This is a genomic window from bacterium, assembly GCA_035419245.1.
Taxonomy (GTDB): Bacteria; Zhuqueibacterota; Zhuqueibacteria; order Residuimicrobiales; family Residuimicrobiaceae; genus JAKPUX01.
The window spans coordinates 54317-76366 of the sequence record DAOLSP010000011.1; the positions used below are offsets into that span (position 1 = coordinate 54317).

22 protein-coding genes are annotated in these 22050 nt (G+C 60.9%); 14 read left to right on the forward strand and 8 right to left on the reverse strand.

Features of this window, described 5'->3' with window-relative positions; genetic code table 11:
* Positions 1–203: 203 nt before the first annotated feature.
* From PLH32_12800 to PLH32_12820, 5 genes are all read left to right on the forward strand, one after another.
* The gene (locus PLH32_12800) at positions 204–1067 is read left to right on the forward strand and encodes a D-glucuronyl C5-epimerase family protein (protein HQJ65485.1); all 864 of its coding nucleotides are present in this window, start codon (positions 204–206) and stop codon (positions 1065–1067) included.
* A complete protein-coding gene (locus tag PLH32_12805) occupies positions 1064–2422 on the forward strand; it encodes a glycosyltransferase (GenBank protein HQJ65486.1) in 1359 nt (452 codons plus the stop codon). The genes PLH32_12800 and PLH32_12805 overlap by 4 nt, the downstream gene beginning before the upstream one ends.
* Before the next feature lie 13 nt (positions 2423–2435).
* Positions 2436–4523: a hypothetical protein gene (locus PLH32_12810; protein HQJ65487.1), complete on the forward strand. Its 2088-nt coding sequence runs from the start codon at positions 2436–2438 to the stop codon at positions 4521–4523.
* Positions 4524–4599: 76 nt separating this feature from the next.
* On the forward strand, positions 4600–5244 hold the full coding sequence (locus PLH32_12815; protein HQJ65488.1) for a rhomboid family intramembrane serine protease: 645 nt from the start codon (positions 4600–4602) through the stop codon (positions 5242–5244).
* 13 nt (positions 5245–5257) lie between these two features.
* The gene (locus tag PLH32_12820) at positions 5258–5824 is read left to right on the forward strand and encodes a manganese efflux pump MntP family protein (protein HQJ65489.1); all 567 of its coding nucleotides are present in this window, start codon (positions 5258–5260) and stop codon (positions 5822–5824) included.
* Here the strand turns inward: PLH32_12820 and PLH32_12825 are convergent.
* From PLH32_12825 to PLH32_12835, 3 genes are read right to left on the reverse strand one after another with little or no spacing between them, the layout of a single operon-like run.
* Positions 5821–6765: an AEC family transporter gene (locus PLH32_12825; protein HQJ65490.1), complete on the reverse strand. Its 945-nt coding sequence runs from the start codon at positions 6763–6765 to the stop codon at positions 5821–5823. The genes PLH32_12820 and PLH32_12825 overlap by 4 nt on opposite strands.
* A 13-nt stretch (positions 6766–6778) precedes the next feature.
* Complete coding sequence (locus tag PLH32_12830) at positions 6779–8152, reverse strand: MFS transporter (GenBank protein ID HQJ65491.1); 1374 nt, start codon at positions 8150–8152, stop codon at positions 6779–6781.
* Positions 8152–8730 carry a nitroreductase family protein gene (locus tag PLH32_12835; protein ID HQJ65492.1) on the reverse strand — a complete coding sequence of 193 codons (579 nt, stop codon included), beginning with the start codon at positions 8728–8730 and terminating at the stop codon, positions 8152–8154. The genes PLH32_12830 and PLH32_12835 overlap by 1 nt, the downstream gene beginning before the upstream one ends.
* 245 nt (positions 8731–8975) lie before the next feature.
* Here PLH32_12835 and PLH32_12840 point away from each other — a divergent pair, with 245 nt between their 5' ends.
* Both PLH32_12840 and PLH32_12845 read left to right on the forward strand, forming a co-directional pair.
* Positions 8976–9455, forward strand: a complete 480-nt coding sequence (locus PLH32_12840; GenBank protein ID HQJ65493.1) for a nucleoside deaminase — start codon at positions 8976–8978, stop codon at positions 9453–9455.
* Positions 9456–9471: 16 nt separating this feature from the next.
* Positions 9472–9903, forward strand: coding sequence for an HIT family protein (locus tag PLH32_12845; GenBank protein HQJ65494.1), 432 nt, complete (start codon positions 9472–9474; stop codon positions 9901–9903).
* Between the two features lie 77 nt (positions 9904–9980).
* Here the strand turns inward: PLH32_12845 and PLH32_12850 are convergent, their stop codons facing one another.
* Positions 9981–10409, reverse strand: a complete 429-nt coding sequence (locus PLH32_12850) for an Hsp20/alpha crystallin family protein (GenBank protein ID HQJ65495.1) — start codon at positions 10407–10409, stop codon at positions 9981–9983.
* A gap of 498 nt (positions 10410–10907) precedes the next feature.
* On the opposite strand from PLH32_12850, the gene PLH32_12855 reads away from it, so the two are divergent.
* The 3 genes from PLH32_12855 (at position 10908) to PLH32_12865 (ending at position 14350) form a co-directional block, all read left to right on the forward strand.
* Positions 10908–11513, forward strand: coding sequence for a CDP-alcohol phosphatidyltransferase family protein (locus PLH32_12855; protein HQJ65496.1), 606 nt, complete (start codon positions 10908–10910; stop codon positions 11511–11513).
* 242 nt (positions 11514–11755) lie between these two features.
* Positions 11756–13354 carry a L,D-transpeptidase family protein gene (locus PLH32_12860; protein HQJ65497.1) on the forward strand — a complete coding sequence of 533 codons (1599 nt, stop codon included), beginning with the start codon at positions 11756–11758 and terminating at the stop codon, positions 13352–13354.
* Positions 13355–13405: 51 nt separating this feature from the next.
* A complete protein-coding gene (locus PLH32_12865) occupies positions 13406–14350 on the forward strand; it encodes a D-Ala-D-Ala carboxypeptidase family metallohydrolase (protein ID HQJ65498.1) in 945 nt (314 codons plus the stop codon).
* Positions 14351–14420: 70 nt separating this feature from the next.
* Here the strand turns inward: PLH32_12865 and lysM are convergent, their stop codons facing one another.
* Positions 14421–14864: a peptidoglycan-binding protein LysM gene (gene lysM, locus PLH32_12870; GenBank protein ID HQJ65499.1), complete on the reverse strand. Its 444-nt coding sequence runs from the start codon at positions 14862–14864 to the stop codon at positions 14421–14423.
* Positions 14865–15019: 155 nt separating this feature from the next.
* Positions 15020–16249: an anion transporter gene (locus tag PLH32_12875; protein ID HQJ65500.1), complete on the reverse strand. Its 1230-nt coding sequence runs from the start codon at positions 16247–16249 to the stop codon at positions 15020–15022.
* 160 nt (positions 16250–16409) lie between these two features.
* On the opposite strand from PLH32_12875, the gene PLH32_12880 reads away from it, so the two are divergent.
* From PLH32_12880 to PLH32_12895, 4 genes are read left to right on the forward strand one after another with little or no spacing between them, the layout of a single operon-like run.
* Positions 16410–17393, forward strand: a complete 984-nt coding sequence (locus tag PLH32_12880; GenBank protein ID HQJ65501.1) for an MlaD family protein — start codon at positions 16410–16412, stop codon at positions 17391–17393.
* Position 17394: 1 nt separating this feature from the next.
* Positions 17395–18015 (forward strand): ABC-type transport auxiliary lipoprotein family protein, encoded by a 621-nt coding sequence (locus tag PLH32_12885; GenBank protein HQJ65502.1) that lies wholly within the window; start codon positions 17395–17397, stop codon positions 18013–18015.
* A gap of 2 nt (positions 18016–18017) precedes the next feature.
* The gene (locus PLH32_12890) at positions 18018–19127 is read left to right on the forward strand and encodes an MlaE family lipid ABC transporter permease subunit (protein ID HQJ65503.1); all 1110 of its coding nucleotides are present in this window, start codon (positions 18018–18020) and stop codon (positions 19125–19127) included.
* A 3-nt stretch (positions 19128–19130) separates the two neighbouring features.
* On the forward strand, positions 19131–19865 hold the full coding sequence (locus tag PLH32_12895) for an ATP-binding cassette domain-containing protein (protein HQJ65504.1): 735 nt from the start codon (positions 19131–19133) through the stop codon (positions 19863–19865).
* A gap of 197 nt (positions 19866–20062) precedes the next feature.
* Here the strand turns inward: PLH32_12895 and PLH32_12900 are convergent, their stop codons facing one another.
* Positions 20063–20824 carry a hypothetical protein gene (locus PLH32_12900; GenBank protein ID HQJ65505.1) on the reverse strand — a complete coding sequence of 254 codons (762 nt, stop codon included), beginning with the start codon at positions 20822–20824 and terminating at the stop codon, positions 20063–20065.
* Between the two features lie 578 nt (positions 20825–21402).
* Positions 21403–21990, reverse strand: coding sequence for a YecA family protein (locus PLH32_12905; protein HQJ65506.1), 588 nt, complete (start codon positions 21988–21990; stop codon positions 21403–21405).
* Positions 21991–22050: the final 60 nt, after the last annotated feature.

Here is a 22050-nt window from a genome sequence, read left to right on the forward strand (position 1 = left end):
GTGTTGAGCCAAGTCGTGCGGTTACGCCCCCGCTCTCGTCCCTACTTTGACGGACGCCGCATCGACGCGACACCCGCCCGGTCGTACAGCTTCCTCCTTGCAATTCCCGCTAAAAATGCGTACCTTGTAGCGCCGGTTACGTATCGGCACCGGTGCTCCGGTCATCCCTTACACCCTTCACCCCATCAAGGAAACCGCTGCGCATGCGGCTTAAGTTAAGCTATCCCTTTGACTGGCAGGGATTGGAGGACTTTTCCTACGACTACGATCCCGCCGGCGTGCCGCGTGTGGACTATGGGAGCGAGGGGTTGCGCTACAATCCGATTACCATCGCCCAATACGGTCTTTACTGCCTGCAGCAGTATGCTAAAGAGGCGAAGGAGGAGGACCGCGCCCGGGCCCTGGCCTGTGCCGAATGGCTGGCGGCCCATGCCAAACCCACCGGCTGTGGGCTGCTCGGCTGGATTTACGATTTCAGTCTGCCGTTTTACGGGCTGGAAGCGCCCTGGATTTCGGCGATGGCCCAAGGTGAGGCGGTCTCGTTGCTGGTCCGCTGTCATGGGCTCAAGCCGCGGAGTGATTTTCTCGAGATCGCGCGCTCGGCCATCCGGCTGCTCGATCTCCCGGTCGCCGAGGGCGGCACCCTCAGCCGGCTTGCCGACGGTTCGCCCTGGTTCGAGGAGTATCCGACCGAGCCGGCATCGCATGTCTTCAATGGTCACCTCTTCGCATTGCTCGGCGCCGCAGACTGGGCCGACTACACCGACTTGCCCGAGGCCTGGCAGCGGTATGAGAGCGGCCTGGCCAGCATCGAGAAGAACTGGCGTCTGTGGGACCGCGGCTTCTGGACCCGCTACGACCTGCACCCAACCAACCGGCTCGCATCGCGGATGTACCAGCGTGTCCATCTGCGGCTGATGCATCTGCTGGCCTTTCGTACCGGCCGGCCCCTTTTTTACCGTGTGGCGCGCCGCTGGCGGACAATGCTCTACGATCCCTGGTGCAATCTGCTCTGGCTGGCTTTCAAGTCGGGGGAGAAACTCCGGCTGCGGGGAGGCCCACGGTGAAACGGGTGTTGATGCTGGCCTATTATTTTCCACCGCTCGGGATGGGGGGGACACAGCGCTCGGCCAAATTTGCGCGATACCTGCCTGAATTCGGCTGGCAGGCGACGGTGTTGACCGTCAAGCCCATCGCCTACTGGGCGGAGGATGTCTCCCTTCTGGACGATCTGGCCGGGGTGGAGATTGTGCGCGCCGGGTCGTTTGATCCACAGCGGCTGCTGGCGCTCGCGCGCCGGAAAACCACCCCGGGCGCTCCGGTCAATGAACCGGCACAGCCCGCGGCGGCCTCCGGGGGCGCCTCCGGCGCGGGCGGCAGGGCGCGTGCTGTTGGCGGGAGCGGGATGCTCGCCTGGATCAACCGCCGGTTGCTGCCCTGGGTGCTGCTGCCCGACAGCAAGATACTGTGGAGCTGGCATGCGCGTCGCGCTGCCGCCGGGCTGCTCCGCTCCGGCGCCTGCAGCGCGATCTGGTCCACCTCGCCGCCCCACTCCACCCATCTCATCGCCCGGCGGCTGGCGCGGCGTTACCGCCTGCCCTGGATTGCTGATTTCCGCGACGCCTGGGCTGACAGCGTCGTCGTCCCGCAGCCGACCCCCTGGCACCGCCGCCGCCAGGCCGCCCTATTGCGCCGCGTGGCGCAGGACGCCGACCTGCTCATCGGCGTCACCCCCGGCATCGTCGCCGAACTCGAAGCCGCCGGCGGGGCCGGCAAGACTCGGCTGATGACCAATGGTTTCGACGCCGCCGATTTCCCGGATTCCGGCCCGCCGTATCGCGCCGGAGACCGGCTATCACCGGCAACCGCCCCCCCGGAGAGGCGCTTCGTGCTCTGTCACTGCGGTGCCATCAGCCGTTTCAGCGATCCCGCACCCCTGCTGGCCGCCCTGCGCCCGGAGGAGCCCAGCCGCCTTCATCTTCACTTTGTCGGCTTCGACGCCAGCGGGAGTTTCGCCGAACGCGTCCGCAGCCTGGGGCTAACGGAGAGGATCAGTTGGTCCGGCTACCTGCCGCATCGCCAGGCCCTGGCGGCGATGGCCGCCGCCGATGCCCTGGTGCTCATCGCCTGCGATGATCCACGCGCTAGGTTCATCCCGGGCAAAAGCTTTGAATATCTGGCCAGCCGTAAGCCCATCCTGCTGATCAGCAACGTGGCCGAGACCCTCGCACTGTTACAAGGCCAGCCGGGCGTCATCGCCTGCGCCCCGGACCAGCCCGAGGCCATCCGCGCCGCCCTCGCGCGCCTGCAGCAGGATCCCGAGCTCGCCCGCGCGGCCCTGCAGCGCGACTTGCGTTCCTTCGACCGCCGGGAACAGACCGCCCGGCTGGCCGCCCTGTTGGACGACTTGACCCAAACCTGATACCAGTCCTTCGATGAAAAAAATCCTGATGACCCTGACCGCCCTTCTGGCCGCCTATCTGACCGCCGCGGCGAGCGAATCCCCGCCCTTCACCTGGCCCACCGACGCCAGCCGGCTGCTGACCTCAACTTTCGGCGAGTACCGCGGCCACCGCTTCCATGCCGGCATGGATATCAAAACCTTCGGCCAGGTGGGATACAAGGCCCTGGCCGTCCGGCCGGGATTCGTCTCCCGCGTCCAGGTTTCTCCCTGGGGCTACGGCCGCGTTGTATTTCTTCTTCTCGATACCGGCGAAACGGCCGTCTATGGCCATCTGCAGAAATTCAACCCGGAGATCGCCCGCCGGGTCGCCGCGGAACAGGAGCGCACCGGACACTACGCGGTGGAACTGCGCTTTGCACCGGGCGAGATCCCGGTCGCCCAAGGGGAAATCGTCGGTTGGACCGGCCAAAGCGGCTCCGGGGCGCCCCATCTCCATTTCGAACTGCGCGATGCGGCGGAATCGCCCGTCAATCCCTTGCTCAAGGGCTTTGAGATCAAGGACACTTTGGCTCCGGCCGTCCGCAGGGTCATGGTCATCCCCCTCGACGCCGCCGCGCGCGTCGCCGGCGACCTCGAGCCGGTGGTCTACCTGCCCATCCCTGCTGAACAAGGCCGACTGCGGATCGAACGCACCATTCCGGTCTATGGACGCATCGGCTTCGCTGCCGAGTTCTTCGACCAGATCGACGGCGCCCAGAACCGCATGAATCTCTATCGCTATCGCCTTCTGATCGACGATAAGGAGGTCTTCGCTACTCGCTACGATACCTATCCCTACGAAATCGACCGCCAGGCCGACCTCGACCGCGAGTACCGAACGCTGGTGCGCGACAAGGCGTTGTTTCAGCGCTTTTTCCGCGAGGCCGGCAACACCCTGCCCTTTTATGCCAGCGAGGCCCTCTGGTATGGCGCCCTCGAATGCGATCCCGCCAGTATGGCCCACTCCTGGTTGACCAGCATCACCCGCGCCCTCGGTTTCTTCTGGGACCTCCCCGCCGGCGTGACCATCCTGGAGAAGGGGATCCATCTCTTCCGCATCGAGGCTCGGGATTTCAGCGGCAACTGCACGACGGTCGAAGGAAGGCTTCAGGCCGGACCACCTGAAGCGGTACGCCAGCCGGAAACCGGGGGCCTCGCGCTCGACAAGGCCGGCTATACCATCGATGCCGATTATTATGACGCCTACGTCCGTCTGACCGTCGCCGCTTCCCAGCCGGTCCGGCAGATCCCCGGGCTCCAGGCCACCTGGGGAGACGGCCACCAGGAGAACCTCCTCCTCGCACGCAGCGGCCGCGCGGGCTTCCGCAGCGGCCTGACGCTCTACCCGAACCACCCCGGCCCGGTGCGACTCCGGCTTTTCGATCCGGAGACCGGAGAGGGAAAAGTCCTCCACGAGGTGATGCTCCAGTACGTCACCGTGCGCGAGGGACGGGAGAAGATCTTCGTGACCCAGGACGGGCTGTGTGAACTCTTCTTCGACAAAGCGTCGTTGTTCAAATCGATTTCGGTCCGGGCGCGCACGCGCAACCGCGGCGCCGAAAAACTCCCGCTGGCCAGCAAGATCTATCAGATCGATCCCGTGGATGTCCCCTTGAGCGGAATGGTGACCGTGCGCATCCACGTCGAGGACACGATGCATCCGGAGCAGGTGGCGCTCTACCGGCGGGCGCCGGGCGGCGACTGGCAATATCTCGGCAGGGAGGCAGGCAGCGGCGGCAGCGTCGGTAGTCGCAGCCGCGAGCTGGGTGAGTTTGCTCTCATCCGCGATAGCGAGCCGCCCGCGATCACCGCGCTGCTGCCGGCGGAAGGGGCAAGAACCACGCGCACACCCCTACTGCAGGCGCGCGTGCACGACGCCCTCTCCGGCATTGGCGATGAGGAGCAGTACGAACTCCGCCTCGACGGTCGGCCGGTCATCGTCGAGTACGACCCCGAGGGGGAACGCCTCCTTCATCCGGTCGCAACACCGCTGCGTCCGGGCCGGCATACGCTCGAACTCACCGTAAGCGACCGCTGCGGCAACCGCGCAGGTAAAGCACAGAGCTTTTATGTCCGGTAACCGCCTGAGGGGCTGAGCCGTCGCGGCGACTGCCGGCCCCGAGGGCAGGAAATGACCTTGAAAAAGGGGCCAGGCCATGATTCCCATCCGTGATGAGAATGCCCGCAATCACTTTCCGGCGGTTACGCTGGGATTGATCGCGATCAATGTGATCGTCTTCATCCACCAGAGCCTGCTGCCCAGCATGCAAATGAACGAATTCATCGTGCAATACGGCGCTGTGCCGTATTACATAACCAGCGGCTCGCATCTCTCCACCATCCTCACCTCGATGTTCCTGCATGGAGGCTTTTTTCATATCGCCGGCAACATGTTGTACCTCTATATCTTCGGCGATAACATCGAATCGATGCTGGGGCCGATCCGTTATCTGTCCTTTTATCTGGTCTGCGGTTTCTTCGCCTTTGCGGCGCACTATGTTTTCGATATGCAGTCGATGACACCGATGATCGGCGCGAGTGGCGCCATCTCCGGGATCCTTGGCGCCTATGCCGTGCGCTTCCCGCGCGCCCGGGTCACCGTGCTGGTGCCGCTATTCCTCTGGATCTGGCGGATTTTTGAGATTCCCGCGGTCTATGTGCTGGGATTATGGTTTGTCATGCAATTGTTCAGCGGGGCGGTTGGCTCGGCCCAGAGCGGTGGCGTAGCCTGGCTGGCTCATGTGGGGGGATTTGTCGCGGGGGCGCTTATCATGTCCGCCTGGCAGCGGCGGCTCACTTAAAACGGAAGGCGGTATGGATTTTTTCACCCTCCTCTTCATCGCAGTCGGACTTTCCATGGATGCCCTGGCCGTCTCGATCTCGAGCGGCCTAACCATTCCCAGCGTCAACAGCTCCCATGGACTCAAGATCGCCTTTTCCTTCGGCTTCTTCCAGGCCCTGATGCCCATCCTCGGCTGGGTTGCCGGATCAAGCCTGCGCCGTTACATCGAAGGCGTCGACCACTGGATCGCCCTGGCCCTGCTCTCCCTGGTGGGGGTGCGGATGATCTACGAAGCCCTGACGGGGCACGATTCCGGCGATCCGCTCATCGCCACCGAACCCCGGGTACTGCTGCTGCTCTCGGTGGCCACCAGCATCGATGCCCTGGCCGTGGGCCTGAGTTTCTCCCTCCTGCATGTGCCGCTTTTTCCGGCGGTGCTGATCATTGGCGTCACCACTTTTCTCTTCTCGGGGGCGGGAGTCTATCTCGGCAAGATCGCCACGGCTCATCTCGGCCGGTTTGTTGAGATCCTCGGCGGCCTGATCCTCGTCGCCATCGGCGTCAAGATCCTCCTTGAACATCTGCAGCTCCTCCCTTAAAAAACCCCCAGCCATTTCAGCACGATGATGCCGGCGGAGATGGTAAAAATGCTGCCGAGCGTCGAGGCGAGAATGATATGCCCAGCCAGCCTGGCATTACTGCCCATGGCGTCGGCCATGGCATAGCTGGCGATAGCGGTGGGTGATGCGAAGAAAAAGAAGAGCACGCCCAATTCCTGTCCGCGAAAACCGGCGTAAACGGCGGCGGTGATGGTGATCAGCGGCAGTAGGAGGATCTTGAGAAACGCGGCCAACACGGAGAGGCGGAGATCCGCGCGGATGCCCTTGAAACTCAGGGTGCCGCCAATGCCGAGCAGAGCCAGGGGCAGGGTAAGGGAGGAGAGATAGGTGACGCTTTCGAGGATCATTCCCGGCAGCCGGATCTGCAGCAGCGAGAAGGGCACCGCCACCGCCGCAGCGAGGATGAGGGGATTGGTAAGAATCTGGCGGGTGACGGTCCAGCCGCTGATGGAACGCTCGCGCTTCTGTGTCAGCGAGAGGGCCAGCACAGCGAGGATGTTGTAGGGGGGCATAATCACCGCCAGCACCACCGCGGCTGGGGCGAGCACCTCCGGGCCATAGGCGCTGTTGAGCATGGCGAAACCCAGGATGGCAAAGTTGCCGCGAAAAGCCCCCTGGATGAAAGCGCCACGGTCGCGCCCAGCCCGGACCCACAGGATCCCCGCCAGCGTGCTGAGGGCGAAGGTGATCAGGATGAAGAGCCAGGCGAAGAGGATCTGGCGCCCGTCGAACAACTCCTGAAATCGCGTGGCCGAGATTTTGGTGAAGAGCAGCGCCGGCAGGGTGACGGTGAAAACCAGCCTCGAGGCGACCGCGTTGAAATGAGCGTCGATGACCCCGGCGCGCTGCAGCAACAGGCCCGCGAAGACCAGGATGAAGACCGGTGCGACAATGTTCGCGGCCTGGATAAAGATCGTCATCGGTGCGCCTCTTCTATGCGTGCATCCTGCCGCGCGCCAGCGAGGCGAAAATCCCGGCGAAGCAGAGCGCTGCGAAGCCTCCGAGCAGCAGGTGCATGGCGCCGAGAAACTGCCCCTGATTCTGCAGCGTGATCTGCGTGTGTCCGACGTAGAGGGCAATCACCATCGCCGCCATCCCCATACTGAACATCTGCCCGAGCATCCGCATCGTGCTGACCATCGCCGAGGCCAGGCCATAGTGGCGCCGCTCGACCGAGCCCATGATGGCATTGGTGTTGGGTGAGGAAAAGAGCCCGAAGCCGATGCCCAGGAGAAACAAGCTTGCCCCGATGAAGAGCAGCGGGGTGGCGGCTGTAACGGTCGCCAGCATCGCCAGTCCGATGCTCGACAGCGCCATTCCGGCTGAGGCGATCAGGCGCGGCTCGTAGCGGTCGGAGAGATAACCAGCAAGGGGCGAGAAGAGCGCCTGCATCACCGGCTGCGACATCATCACCAGCCCCGCTTGGCGCGGCTCCAGACCCTGGACATACTGCAGATAGAGACTGAGGATGAAGCCGACCGCAAAGGTTGCGCCGTAATTGATCAGGGCGGCGAGATTGGACAAAGCGAAGACGCGGTTATCACGCAGCAGTCGCACATCCATCAGCGGAAAAGCCCCGAGCGCTTCCCAGCGTAAAAAGAAGAAGAGCCCGATGAGGGATGCGGTCAGCGCGAGATAACCCTGGCGCCCAGGGAGGGCCGAGAGTCCATACATCAGGGCGATCACCGTCAGGGCGTAGAGCGCCGCCCCCCTCCAGTCGAAGCACTCGCCGGCGGCCTCGCGCCATTCCCGATCGAGATAGCGCCAGGTGAGCAGCAGCGCCAGCGCGCACAGCAGGGCGTTGATCCCGAAAATGGTGCGCCATCCCCAGGCCCCGACGATCCAACCGCCGATGGGCGGGCCGAGCGCCAGCCCGAGATAGACCGCGGCGATGTTCCAGCCGAGCACCCGGCCGCGCTGCCCGGGAGGAAAGACCGAGATGAGCATGGCAGTGGCGGTGCTGAAGACCATGCCGCCGCCGAAGCCCTGCACCACCCGGCCTACGATTAGCAGCGTTCCGCTGCGGGCGAGGGCCGCCCAAGCCGATCCAGCCAGGAAGATGAGCACCCCGAAACTGAAAACCCGCTTGCGGCCGCGGATGTCCGCCAGCCGCCCGAAGGGCAGCAAAAAGACCGCCGCCGCCATGAGATAGGAAGTGGCGATCCAGCTCAGCATCACGGCATCGAGACCCAGCTCGGCACCGATTCGGGGCAGCGCCAGATTGACGCCGGCGCCCATGAAAGGCGTACTGAACGAAGTGAGGATCGCCACCGCCAGGGTGGCGCGCTGTAGCGATGTGCCGGACATCATACCGCCGCGAAGGCGCCGAGGTGATACAGATCCTGCAGGGATTTGCGCATGGAGGGGTGCTCACGCTGCTGCAACTCCTCGCTGAGTTCCAGGGGGTCACCATAGTAACCGACGGCGATGGCCACCTGGGCGGTATACTCAGCAGCCGGGATATGGAGGGCGGAATAAACCCTCTCGCGATCGAAGCCGCCCATGGCATGGGCGAAGAGGCCGAGCTTGCGCGCCTGTAGCGCCAGGGCCAGCCAGGCCGCGCCTGCATCAAAAGGCCCCCATTCGAGCGTACGGCCTGAACTGCTGATCCGCCGCGCCAGGAGAAAGAGGAGCACCGGCGCCCGAGCGGCCCAGATCTGGTTGCCGGGGTGAAGGAGGTCGAGAAACCGAGCATGCTCCTGCGGGGTGACGGCCGCGAGAAAGAACCAGGGCTGGGAATTGGCGGCCGAAGGTGCCCAGCGCGCAGCTTCGAAAAGGGAGAGCAGATCGGCTTCGGCGACCGGCCGGGGCGAAAAGGCGCGCGGTGACCAGCGTTCCGGGAACTGGGGGTCGACGTGGGCTTCGGGAAGACGGGGTAGGTTCATGATTCGATTCCTTTGATTTTAAAAGATAAATATACGTGATTTCCGGTTCTTGCTCAATCATTTTTAATCGGGGCCGCCGCCCCGCCCGGCACGATGCACTTGCGGCACTCTACGGCGCCCATCCATACTCCGGCGCCCACCCGGCCGGCCGTGCATCAGACTTTTTGCTTGATTTTGACTCACCCGATTGGCTATATTTAACATGAAGGTGTACAGCACAGCGAACTGGAATGGGCCAGGTGATCTTGGCAAACGAACACACCAATTCACATCTGGCGGCGGCGATCCGGGAGGCGAAGAAAGGCCTCCGCCATAATCACGGCGGGCCATTCGGAGCAGTCATCGTCCATCGCAGCCGAATTATTGCGCGGGGGCACAATGAGGTTTTAAGGACCAATGATCCCACTGCGCATGCCGAGATCGTTGCGATCCGCAAGGCCTCGGCAAAACTTGGCCGCTTCGATCTTGGCGATTGTGAAATCTGGTCCACGTGCGAACCCTGTCCGATGTGTTTTGCCGCCATCCACTGGGCCAAGATACCTCTGCTCTATTATGGCTGCACCCATGATGATGCCGCGGCCATCGGCTTTGATGATGCTTTTATCTATGCGGTAATACGCGGTGAAACCAGTGAGAAGCGCCTGCGGCTCGTGCAGCATGGGCGGCCGGAGTGCCTTGAGCTTTTTAATGAATGGCGCAGCAAGCAGGACCGGCGAAGTTACTGAGAGGAAAGGAGAAAGCATGTTCTGCATCTTTTGTGAAATTGCGGCGAAGCGGATTCCGGCGCAGGTCATCTATGAAGATGAGCGATGCATGGCTTTCATGGACCTGATGCCCATCAATCCGGGCCATGTCCTGATCATCCCGAAAGAGCATGCTGCCAATATCTGGGAACTCCCGCCTGCCGCAGCACAAGCCTTGCTACCGGCCGCACAAAAAGTTGCAGCCGCACTGCGCAGCTCGGGCCTGCGCTGTGAGGGCGTCAATCTGCACATGGCGAATGGCGAAGTGGCCGGGCAGTCGGTATTTCATGCCCACCTGCACGTGGTGCCTCGCTTCGCCGGCGATGGCTTCGGTCTGAAATTTCCGCCGGGTTATGGCGCTGAAGCCGACAAGAACGAACTGGCTGCGGCGGCAGAGCAGATCCGCCAGGCTCTGGTCAAGGCCCGCTGATCCAGCTGCGATCGCTGTGGAGAGAAATAAAAAAGCCCCATTCCTGTTCAGGAACGGGGCTTTTTGTTTATGCGCGTTTAGTTGATTTCGATCTGGCGCGGTTTGACCTCTTCCACCTTGGGCAGAACGATGGTCAGGACACCATCCTTGTAATCCGCACGAATTGCATCGGATTTGACCCGGCTGGAGAGGCTGAAGGTGCGCTGAAAGGCGCCGAAGTGGCGTTCGGAACGGTAGATGTTCGCCTCTTTTTCTTCAACTTCCGATTTGCGCTCGCCCTTGATCGTCAAGAGGTTGTTCTCGACCGAGATCTTGAGGTCCTTTTTGTCCATGCCGGGAACATCGGCCTTGACCACGATCTCATCCGGATTTTCCCGCACATCCACGCGCGGCGACCAAACCATCGAATCTTCCTCGTAACGACTCCAGAACGGCCATCCCATGAAGGCTTCATCAAACCAGGGATTGCGCACCAGATTCTCACGATCACGTTTTACCAGAAACATAACGACCTCCTTTTGATGTATGTTAAGTGGATTGGTTGATCTTGAACGCTTTCGTTGACCTGTGTTACAAATGGCGTGCCAAATTTTAATGAAGGACTTAATAAATTGAAATTAATTAAATTAGAAACAGTTTCCGGTTTCCGCGTGAGTTCTGCCAGGACGACGACAATACTGACAAAAAGACAGACTATATCGGACAGGCTGACAAAATGGCAGATATGCTGTGGACTAGGGAGCGGGAATCCAAATGTTGGGTGAGCACGAGACTTTCGCCGAGGCGCGGGTTCGAGACCGGGTCGGCGTGAGAGGAGCGCAGGGAGGGAACGAGGGGAGCGCCGGGTGAGCGCGAGATTGTTGAAGGGGCGCGAATCGGCCTGCGCGCAGGCACTTTTTTGTTGGTTTTCGCCGGCCGTTTTGTTAAATTAATTATTAATAACGCAGACTTGTTTCCCTGAACCGCCGAAAATCCGGATCCGAACCGGCAGGAGACCCCTCCCCTTGATCAAGGAATTCATCGACATGCCGCGCCTCGAGCGCTGGATCGGCAAAGCCTTCGCCTTTCTGTCGCCCAATTCCTGGACCACCCTCTCCCTGCTGCTCGCCCTCGCCGCTTATGGCGCGGTGGTCCTTGGTTCGCCAGTCAGTGGGGCGCTTCTTTTCACTCTGAGCGGCTTTATGGATCTGGTGGACGGCAAAGTGGCGCGTCACACCCGACACGCCACCGGCCTCGGCGCCTTCTGGGATGGCACTGTCGACCGCTTCGTTGATGCCCTGATGATCCTCTGCCTCTTCCGACTGGACTTTCCGCCGGCGATTTTGCCCATGGAGATCCTGCTCTTCCTGCTCCTCTTTTGCACCCTGCTGCCGCCCTTCATCGTCGCCTATGCCAACCATCGCGGTGCGGTGCCCGATCCGACGGAAAAGGTGGTCTGGCGCTTCGCACTGCGGATTGAGTATCTCGTCTTCTTCATCGCCGCCATTCTGGTCAATCCCTTTTCCGCCGCCTGGAGCCTCGGCTTGGTCTATGCCGCCCTGGCGCTGATGGCTGCGACCGTCGTGCAATCGATCGTGCTGGTTTTCATCAAATCGCGGGACTATGCGTGAAGCGAGGATAGCGCGTTCGCCCGCTGGGGGTCCCCCCACGCGGTTTGCGGCGCGCCGGATCGACGTGTAAAATTGACATTGTCTTTCTCCTTGGAGAGTTTTATTTTGTGACGGGCCGCTCGAGCCCGGCCGCTGTGGCATCACTCCCAACCAGAGGCACGACATTGCGCTCCGGAACCGGTATCCTCTTGCTAATCGGCCTTTTGGCTACCCCCTTAACGGCCCAGAATGGAGCGCTGCAGATGCGCCTGAACGGCCTGATCCAGGAGCGCCTGCAGCAACTGCCCGCCGAGAACCAGCTCGCCACCCGCTACGGCGTCGAGCGGCTCTCGCCAGACCTTATGACCCTCTATGGCCGGCGCGGATTCCGGCCGATCTGGGTCAATGAAGCGGGCGTACGGAGCGAGGCCGATACCCTTCTCGCTCTGATCCGCAATGCCAGAGCGCATGGTCTGAATCCCGGCCGGTATCATCTGGCGGCGCTCACCGGCCTGCTCAGGAGCGGGCGCGATCGTCTCGCTTCCGCGCCGGTCGACCCGGTCCAGCTGACCGATCTCGAACTACTGCTCAGTGATGCTTATCTGGTTCTTGGCGTGCACCTGGCGGCGGGACAGTACAATCCCCACGAGGTGGATGCCGAGTGGTATCTCCATAAAAACGAGGCGGATCTGGTCACCCGCCTCAATGCTGCGGCCGAATCGGGCAACCTGCTCGAGGACCTGCGCCGTCTGCCGCCGCAAGAGGAGGACTACCGCCGCCTTGTGGAAGCTTATGGCTACTACCGCCAGCTCGCTGTCGAGGGCGGCTGGCCTTTCGTCGCCGAAGGCCGCAAACTGGAAAGGGGGATGTGGGACGAGCGGGTGATGCAGGTCCGCGCCCGGCTGCGTGCCACCGCCGATCTCAGCCTCAAACCGGCCCCGGTCGAAGGGACCTTCGACGCAGAGCTCGAACAGGCCGTGCGCCGCTTTCAACTGCGCCATGGGCTGGATCCCGACGGCAAGATCGGCAAGAGCACGCTGGCCGAAATGAATGTGCCAGTCGAAGCGCGGATTCGCCAGCTGGCCGTCAATCTGGAACGCTGGCGCTGGCTGCCACGCAATCCCGGACACCGCCACATCCGGGTCAATATCGCCGATTTCCAACTTCAACTCTTCGAGGCGGACACCGTGGCCTTGACAATGCGCGTGGTCGTCGGCAAGACCTACCGGCGCACCCCGGTCTTCAGCGATATGATGACCTATATGGTGGTCAATCCCTACTGGACGGTCCCTACCACCATTCTGCTCAACGACATTGTGCCCAAGGCAAGGCGGAATCCCGACTATCTTAAAAAGGAGCGGATCAGAGTCTACGAGGGATGGAGCGAAAATGCCCCGGAACTGGATCCAGCTGCCATAGACTGGAGCAAGGTTTCAAAGAATCGTCTGCCTTACCGCCTGCGTCAGGATCCGGGGCCCGGTAATTCACTGGGGACGATCAAATTCATGTTCCCCAATCAGTTCGATGTCTATCTTCACGACACGCCGCATCATGAACTATTCAGTCGCTCGACCCGGGCCTTCAGCTCCGGTTGTATCCGCATCGAAAAGCCGCTGCAGCTGGCCCTTTACCTCCTGGATGATCCGGCTTGGGACGAAGCCCGGCTGCGCCGCCTCATCGCCTCACGCGTCGAGACGGTCCTCAAGGTGCCCCGACCCATCCTGGTGATGCTGGTCTATATGACCGCATGGGTCGACGAAGACGGGATCGTGCAGTTCCGCCAGGATATCTATGAGCGCGATAAGGCGATCCCGGTAAGCCTCGATGCCGCGCCTGCTTTGGCGCAGCTGACAACGCCCTGATGCAGCGGATGGCGCGGCAGATGCCGCCCTTTTAAACGAAAAGGTCGCCCGATGGCAATCCCTAAACAACTCGTAACCGTTTTGCTGCTCTTCCTGATGACCGCTGCTCATGCCTTTTCGCCTGGAGCGGCTGGTTTCACCCTGCATTTTAAAAATGAAGTTACTTCCTTCACCTGGGCGCCCATCTTCCTTCTCCCCGGCGATGAAATTTCACTACGGGTTGAGGAGAACGCCGCGCATCATCACTTCGTTGTCCAGGTCGACAGCGGCACCCTGCGCTTCAAGGGATTGAACACCTGGCTGTATACAGCGCCGACAGCGCCGGGATTCCACCAGGGACAGATTATCAGCCTGGACCGCGCTGACACCATGCATCTGCAGATCTTCGTCATGGTACCGCGCAGCGTCATGAAGGGCGAAACGATGAACGGCTATCTCATCGGCCATTATCCCGCGGTCGCCTTGCGCGAACTCGATGTCTACCGCCCCCCCGCAGGTTTTATCAAGGTGACAGCGGCGGATCTGGAGCGCCGCCTCACCCCCCATTTCACCCTGGGCCAGTTCGTTTGCAAACAGCAGGGCGATTTCCCGAAATACATGGTCCTGCAGGAGCGGCTGCTTTTCAAACTGGAATACCTGCTGCAAAAGGTCAACGAGAAAGGCTACGCCTGCGAAACCTTTGCGGTCATGAGCGGCTATCGCACCCCAGCCTATAACCGCCACATTGGCAACCGCAAGTACAGTCAGCATTGTTACGGTGGCGCTGCGGATATCTATATCGATGCCGATCTCGATCAGATCATGGACGACCTCAACAAGGACGGTCGGCGGGATTACGCGGATGCCGGGGTGCTCCTGCAGGTGGCCGACTGGCTATCCCGGGCGGAGTGGTTCACGCCCTATGTCGGCGGACTGGCGCGGTATCGCGCCACCCGGCGCCATGGTCCTTTTGTGCATGTGGATGTGCGCGGTTTCAGTGCGCGCTGGGGGGACTGAGCGCTCCCGGACAATGAAAAAGCCCGCCTCTCCAGGGAGAGGCGGGCTTTTTTTTGGGCATTACGCCGATTCAGTTGATCTTGGGGATGCGCAGCTTTTGACCCGGATAGATCAGGTCCGGATTCTTGATCACTTCACGGTTGGCCTCAAAAATGACAGGGTATTTCATGGCATTGCCATAAAAGGCCTTGGCAATTTTGGACAGGCTGTCACCCGACTTGACTTCATAGTAGACCGTTTCTTCCGCTGGTGGAGCTTGCGGGGCAGTCAGATAGACGTCATTGACCTTGGCAACACCCTTGATATTGCCAGCAAGAAGGACCGCCTTTTCCTTGACGGCCTGGGAAGCGGCCTGGCCATAGAGATCGACCACGCCGTCATCGAACTTGACCTGCAGGTTGGTGATCTGGTTCGGCAGTTCGGTGTTGAGCAGATTGGTGATGGTCGTGGCTTCGTCCTCACCTTTGCCGAATAGGTTGGCGCCAACATTTTTAATGAAATCGATGAGTCCCATTATACTTCCTCCGGGTTAGGGTCAGGTACGGATTGCGTTGATTAACAAGGATGCCAATACCTTTTAAACAGCACGGCAGGGGAATTTCTTCCCGGCGCGTGATGAAATCGCCCGGCGCTGGGGTCTGGTGGTTCAGGGCATGGTGGTCATGCTCCTCAGGCGGCCAGGGTGAGCCAGAGGATGCCCCAAAGGAGGGTCAGGAGGGTGATGGGCACACCGGCGCGCAGGTATTCGCGGAAGGAGATCAGCACGCCGCGCTGGCGCGCCGACTCGGCGACGATGAGGTTGGCGACCGACCCGAGCAGGGTGAGGTTGCCCGCCAGGGTGGTGGCCATGGCCAGAGTGAGCCAGGAGAGCTCTGGCCGGGTGAAGTGGGGGATGAGGGGACGGAAGAGCAGCACCGCCGGCACATTCGAAACCAGATTGCTGAGCAGGGCGGAGGCGATCGCGAGCGGTGCGACGCCGCGGTCGGCGACCGGGGCGATCCAGCGAAAGATCCGCTCGCTCAATCCGGCCGCCTCGATGGAGCCGGTGACGACGAAGAGCCCGCTGAAAAAGACCAGCAGTGACCAGTCCATTTCGCGGAAGACGCGCTCCGGCTTGAGACGGCGGGTGATGAGCAGAAAGGCCGCGGCCGCCAGGGCCGAGAGCGGGATCGGCAGACCAGAGAGGAGATTGACCAGCATGAAGAGGACGGCGGCGCAGCCCTTGATGAGCAGGGCTTTATGCCAGACGACCGCCTCGAGAGGGGGCGGCATGAGCCGCCCTTTGCCGAATTCGCTGCGATAGAACAGCACCAGAACAATCCAGGCGATCACCAGTCCGACTGCCGCCACCGGCAGTAGCCGTGCCGAGAAGCGGGCATAGCTCAGCCCCGAGGCGATGCCGATGATCATGTTTTGCGGATTGCCGGTGATGGTGGCGGTCGAGCCGATGTTGGCGGCGGTGGCCAGTCCGATCAGGTAAGGCAGGGGATTGCGGCGCAAGGCCAGGGTGATCTCGAGCACCAGGGGGGTGAACATCAGCACGATGGTGTCATTGAGAAAGAGGGCGCTGAAGAGCCCCGACACCGCCATGATCCAGGCGAGGAGCTGCCGCGGCGAGCGCGCCCACTGCATCACGCGGCGGCCGGTGAGGCGAAAGAAGCCGGCCAACTGCAAATTGGCGATGATGATCATCATCGCCAGCAGCAGGACCAGGGTGTCGAGATCGAGGGCGGCATAGGCCTGGCGCAGCGGTATGGCACCGAGCAGCACCAGCAGGGTTGCGCCGCTCAGGGCGATGGTGGCGCGGTTCATGCGCAGCCGGGGCAAACGGCCGACCGCGACGCCGGTCAGGGTGATCACCAACAGGGTGACGATAAGCCCCAAGGGATAGTGCAGCATGGACGACTCCTCAAATAGCGTAGTAATGTACAGGTTTTGCCCCTCTCTTGCCACTATTTTATCATCACTCCGGACGGCAGCGGCGTATATTTTAATCTTGCTTATCAACTAAAATCATCGTAAAATTATTCTAAACCGGTCTGTTCGCAGAGGAACCTCGATGGTAACGCGTTCGCAGAAAATACGCCTCGGCCTTTTCCTCACTGTAGCCGCGATCGCCCTGATCGCCCTGCTGGTCGCCGTGCTGGCGCCGCGTTTCATTCAGAAACGGGAAACCTACAAAATCGGCTTCAGCGATGTCTCGCTGACCGGCCTGCTCGAGGGCGGGACGGTCAAGTACCACGGTCTGAATGTGGGCTTTGTCAGCCAAATTTATATCGATCCCGACAATATCCGCCGCGTTATCGTCGAGGTCAGCCTCGATCCGGCGACTCCGATCAAGCGCGACACTGAGGCGGAGATCACCTTTCTGGGCATCACCGGCCTCAAGGTGATCGAGTTGCATGCCGGCAGCGACACCTCGGCCTTCCTGCAGCCCGGTGCGTTCATCCGGACCGGCCGGTCGATCACCGACGAGATCACCGGCAAGGCGGAGGTGATCGCCGACAAGGCGGAACGGGTGCTCAACAATATCGCCCTGCTCACCGATGCCGCCAACCGCGCCAAAATGCTCACCCTCATCGACAACACCAACGCCGCTCTGGCCGAACTCAACGATATCCTGGCGAAGAACAATGCACCCTTCACCCACCTTATGGCCAACGGCGAGGCGATCTCCAGCGATCTGCAGGAGAGCGCGGCCTCGGCCAAATACGCCATAAAAAGCCTGCGCGGCTACGCCGAGTCCGATTCCGTGCGCGAGATCATCGGCAACCTCGCCCGCTTTTCGCGCACCATCAACGAGGCCGACCTGCTCAAGATCGTCCACGATCTCAATGTGACGCTCGACCGCACCAATTCCATACTCAAGGAGATGGGAAGGCGGTATACCGAGAGTGAGGCGGAGGTCACTGCGACGCTCAAGGCGACCCAGGAGACGCTGGACAACCTCAACGAGTTCTCGCGCCAGATCAGCGAAGACCCCTCGATCCTCTTGCGCGGCGGCAAGCCTAAAGGCATCCCGGATTACCAACTGGAGAAATGAGATGAGACGGATGCAAGGGATAGCGGTGCTGCTGGGTGCGCTGCTGCTGGTCCACTGCGGCAGCCGGACGACCCTGGTGCGCCGGTACTACCTCATCGAATCCGATGCCCGTGTCGATACCCGCCTGCTGGCGGTGCCCTCCCCCTTTCTGGTCAATGCTTATATCAGTCCGGTGCGGATCGCAGAGCCCTATGAAGGGCTGCGCATCGCCCACCGCAGCAACTCCAATGAGCTGGTCTATTACTATTACCATTACTGGGCCGAAAAACCCGCCCAAATGATCGTGGGAGTGGTGGAGACCGCTTTTGAGCAGGCGGCGATCTTTAAGAGCTGTACGCGCCAGAACCATACCGCCGCCGATGTGATGATTGTGACCGAGATCGATGCCCTGGAACGGGTTCTCGAGGCCAAAGCCGAATATGCCCGCATCTCCGGCCTCTTCCAGATGGTCTATCTGCCCACCAATACCGTCATGCTCAGCTATCCCTTCGAACGTCGCACCCGCCTGCGCAGCGACCGGAGCATGAATGGCTTCGCTGATGCGATCAGCCGGGCCCTCTTCGCCGAGGCGGAGGAGTTCATCTTCCGCGTTGCCGACTATTATCAGTATCCTCCGGAATAAACATGCTACGGATTTTGCTCATCGGCGACAGCCTCAGCCTGAATGGCATCCTGAGCCGGGAGGAGGCAGCTGAGGCCCTGACCGAGATCCGCCTGCGGCTCGAGCGCTGGCAGGGGGAGAAACTGCAGATCGATCTCTCCGGGCTTGAGCGCATCGACAGCGCCGGCGTAGCCGTTCTAGATCAGCTTCGCGCCGAGGTGCAGCAGCGCGGCGCGGCTATGGAACTGGTGCGCATTCCCGCGCAGGCGCAGGAGGCGATCAAGCTCTTTTCCAGTCTAGAAGCACCCGCCGTTGCACCCCTGGTGAAGGAGAGCTTTTTTTACCGCCTCGGCGATTCCGCTCTGAGCATCGCCCGCAGCGCCCGCACCATCCTCTACCTCATCGCCGATGCCGCTTTTTTTGCGGTAATCGGACTCTTCAACCGCAAGGGGATCCGCAAGGGCGAATTTGTCAATCAATGTATCCTGATCGGGGTCAATGCCCTGCCCATCGTCGCCCTGATCGCTTTTCTCATCGGTTTCATCATCGCCCTCCAATCGGCAGCCCAACTGCGGCAGTTCGGCGCAGCGATTTACGTCGCCGATCTCATCGCCATCTCTATGACCCGCGAGATGGGGCCGTTGATCACCGCCATTATCTTCGCCGGACGCAGCGGTTCGGCGATTGCCGCCGAGCTGGCAACCATGGTGGTCACCGAGGAGACCGACGCCCTGCGCTCGATGGCCCTCCATCCCACCCGGTACGTCGTCGTGCCCAAGATCTACGCCATCACCCTGACCATGCCCCTGCTCACCGTCCTGGCGATCATCATCGGCATCGGCGGTGCCATGGTCATCGGTTATACCTATTTGGGCATCGGCCCCAAGCCCTTTTACCAGGAGGTGATGACGGTCCTGTTTTTTCGCGACATTGTCACCGGACTGGTCAAGAGTCTGGTCTTCGCACTGATCATCGTGTTGGTCGGGGCCTATTACGGCTTTAGTGCCAAGGGCGGCTCCGAGGATGTCGGCCGGGTGACCACCGCAGCGGTTGTGGCCTCGATTTTCTGGGTGATCCTCGCCGACAGCATTCTCGGCCTGATCTTTTATTTCGGCCAGGGATTGGAGTACTGAGTGATGGCCCGCGAGATCGTCAAAGTGGATGGCCTGCATGCTGCCTATGAGGGCGAGGAGGTGCTGCGCGATGTCTCGCTCCGTGCCTTTGAGGGGGACGTGACGGTCATTCTCGGCGCCTCGGGGTGCGGTAAAACCACTCTGCTCAAACATCTCATCCGACTCTATCTGCCGGTCCGGGGGACGATCGAGATCTTTGGCGACGAGATCACCGCCATGGATGAGCCCGAGTTCGATGCCTTGCTGCAGCAGGTCGGTGTGCTCTTCCAGAACTCGGCTTTGCTCAACTCGATCAGCATCGCCGAGAATGTTGCCATCCCCCTCGAGCAGCACACCACCCTGCCGCCGGAACTGATTCAACGGCTGGTGCGTACCAAGCTGCGGCTGGTCGAAATGGAGGGCGCACTGAACAAGCTGCCGGCGGAACTCTCCGGCGGGATGCGCAAACGCGCCGCCCTGGCGCGGGCCATCATTCTCGATCCCCGCCTTCTCTTTTGCGACGAGCCCTCTGCGGGCCTCGACCCCATCACCAGCGCCGGTCTCGATTACCTGCTGCTCAAATTGCGCGACGAGCTGGGGATGAGCATGGTCATCGTCACCCACGTGGTATCAAGCATCAAGCGCATCGCCGACCGCTGCATTTTCCTTGACCACGGCCAAGTGCTTTTTTCCGGGACCTTGCAGGAGGCGGAACGCTCCGGCATCGAGAAGATCGAGCGTTTTTTCCGGGAGGGATGAGCCGGAGAGAGGTGCATAAAAAAAGCCCCGAATGGATCGGGGCTTTTTTTGTGTCGCGACTGCTGGCAAGGCCAGCCTGTATCGGGCGACGTGGTTCACGGAACAAGGCCCGGCTGCATTTTCCGGAGGTACAGGAGGTAGTAGAGCCCGGGGTCGGGAGCACGATCGTCGGCGGAACGGGCGCTGCAGCCGGGTCGTCAAATTTCAGAAAGATAGAACAAAACCGGGTTGCCGGCAGTCTGCATCCCGGCAGGATGAAGGTGCTGGCTGCTCTGCTGCGGAACCGCAGTGTTGGAAAGATAGATGACCTCGTCGTAGGGCATGGGATCGATATAGCAGTAAAAGGTGGCGGATTCGCCCGGCTGCAGGCAGTGGCCCGGAACGTCGGCGAATGCGCGCTGGTACTGCACCATCTGCCCCCCTTTGTAAAAGCAGATCAGCACCGAGGGATAGGCGATCAGGGCCCTCGAACTGTTACGGACCTGGCCCACGATTTTTTCGCCGGCGGCGTATCGCATCGTGCGCGTGCGCAGCACTTGGAGGCCCTCCTTGTTGAGCAGGGGTTTCATGCCCGTGCTGCTCTCATAGGAGATGCTGAAGGCGATACTGTCAAATTCGGTCCGGTGAAGAATGCTGGAAAAATAATTCTCTCTGCCGGGCCGCATGCCGCTCTGGCCGTAGGTGCCATAGTCTCCATACAGTTCCGCCGTTCCTGCCGCCAAACCGCGCCTGTAAAAATGGCATTCCAGCCGTACGTAATCGACCGGCTGCTTGCCGGTATAGAGCAGACGCGAGTAGCCCATCAGATAGGCATCCGAGTAGGTGTAAAGGCAGAAATCCCGGATGATAAATTCCGGCGTCACCTCCAGATCCCGGACCGAATAGGCGGGATGTTCGTCAGCAAGCAGCGGCCAGGCGCAGGCCAGTGACAACAGCAGCGCAGAAATGGACTTGCTCATGCTTTCCTCATTGAACCCGTACAACGGAACAGAACGCTGGTATGCTGCACTCTCAAACGGATGCGGCGATTTGTTGCGGCAGAGTCACGCTGATGCTACACGCTGGTTCTCAGAAGCAATACAATAGCGCCCGCGCAGAGAGCGGAGAGGGGCGGGGCTAAATGGCGTAGCGCGGCGGATGAGATCCGCGCGGACGCTTATGGATTACTCTGAGTTGCTGGAGACTATCGGATGCTGAAAAGGTGTCTTGGAGGGGATAAAACAGCGCACCCGGCTGCCCGGAGATTGCGCCTCGGTTCTGTATTCCACCCGTCCCCATCCCATCACAATGAGCAGATACCCGTCAAGGGGAATTTTTTCTGATGCGAATCTAAGAACTAGAATCAAAAAAGGCAAGGAAAAATATAAAATATTTTATTTTCGCCATTATTGAATTTATTGGGCTTGGCCGGGCCCCGAAAAGGAGCGAGCCCGGCGACGGGGTGATTTTGGCGTCAAATTATTGCGCCGGGATTTAGTGCATTATCTCTAATGAAATCAAAGGATAAGTCTAGTGTGGATAACTCTGAAAACTGGAGTTAGCACCCGGACGCCTGTGATTTATGCCAATAGTCATGGATCGCCAGGACCGACTCGGTGAGCTGGCTTTGCATGATCAGATCCAGCTCGAAACGGTCCTCCTCGTCCGCCCCTTCCTTGAGATAAAGAGGGGTGAAGCGGCCCGGATCGATGAAATAAAAAATGGGCACCAGCAGCTCCGCCACCTTTTTGTCTTTCTCGGTGAACCAGCGCCCTTCATTGAATTGCATGCCCTTGGAAAAACCTACGCACCAGAGTCCGAGATTCTGCATCTGGGTCTCTGGATCCATGGCCTCTCCCAGCCAGGGCTGGAACCGGCTGTCGGCAATGTCGGCGACGGTATCGTTATATAGACCGAAAAGGGAGAGGATGAGGGTCTCCAATTCCTGCTGGTCCTGGCCCTCCGGCAGCTGGCCGTTGGCCGCGAGGGCGAAGGGGATCCAGCGTTGCGGCGGCAGCGGCTCGGGACCGACGATAACGGCGGTCATCAATCCGTGTGCGGCGGCGAGCGGAGGGGTGCTGCTGCAGAGAGCCGCAAGTCGCCGTTCCAGCTCGGCGGGCTTGATCAGAGTAGGCGAAGTGGCCATGATCATCTCCTCACATTAAAAAAAAAGGAATGGACCGCTGGATCCATTCCTTGACGGGAT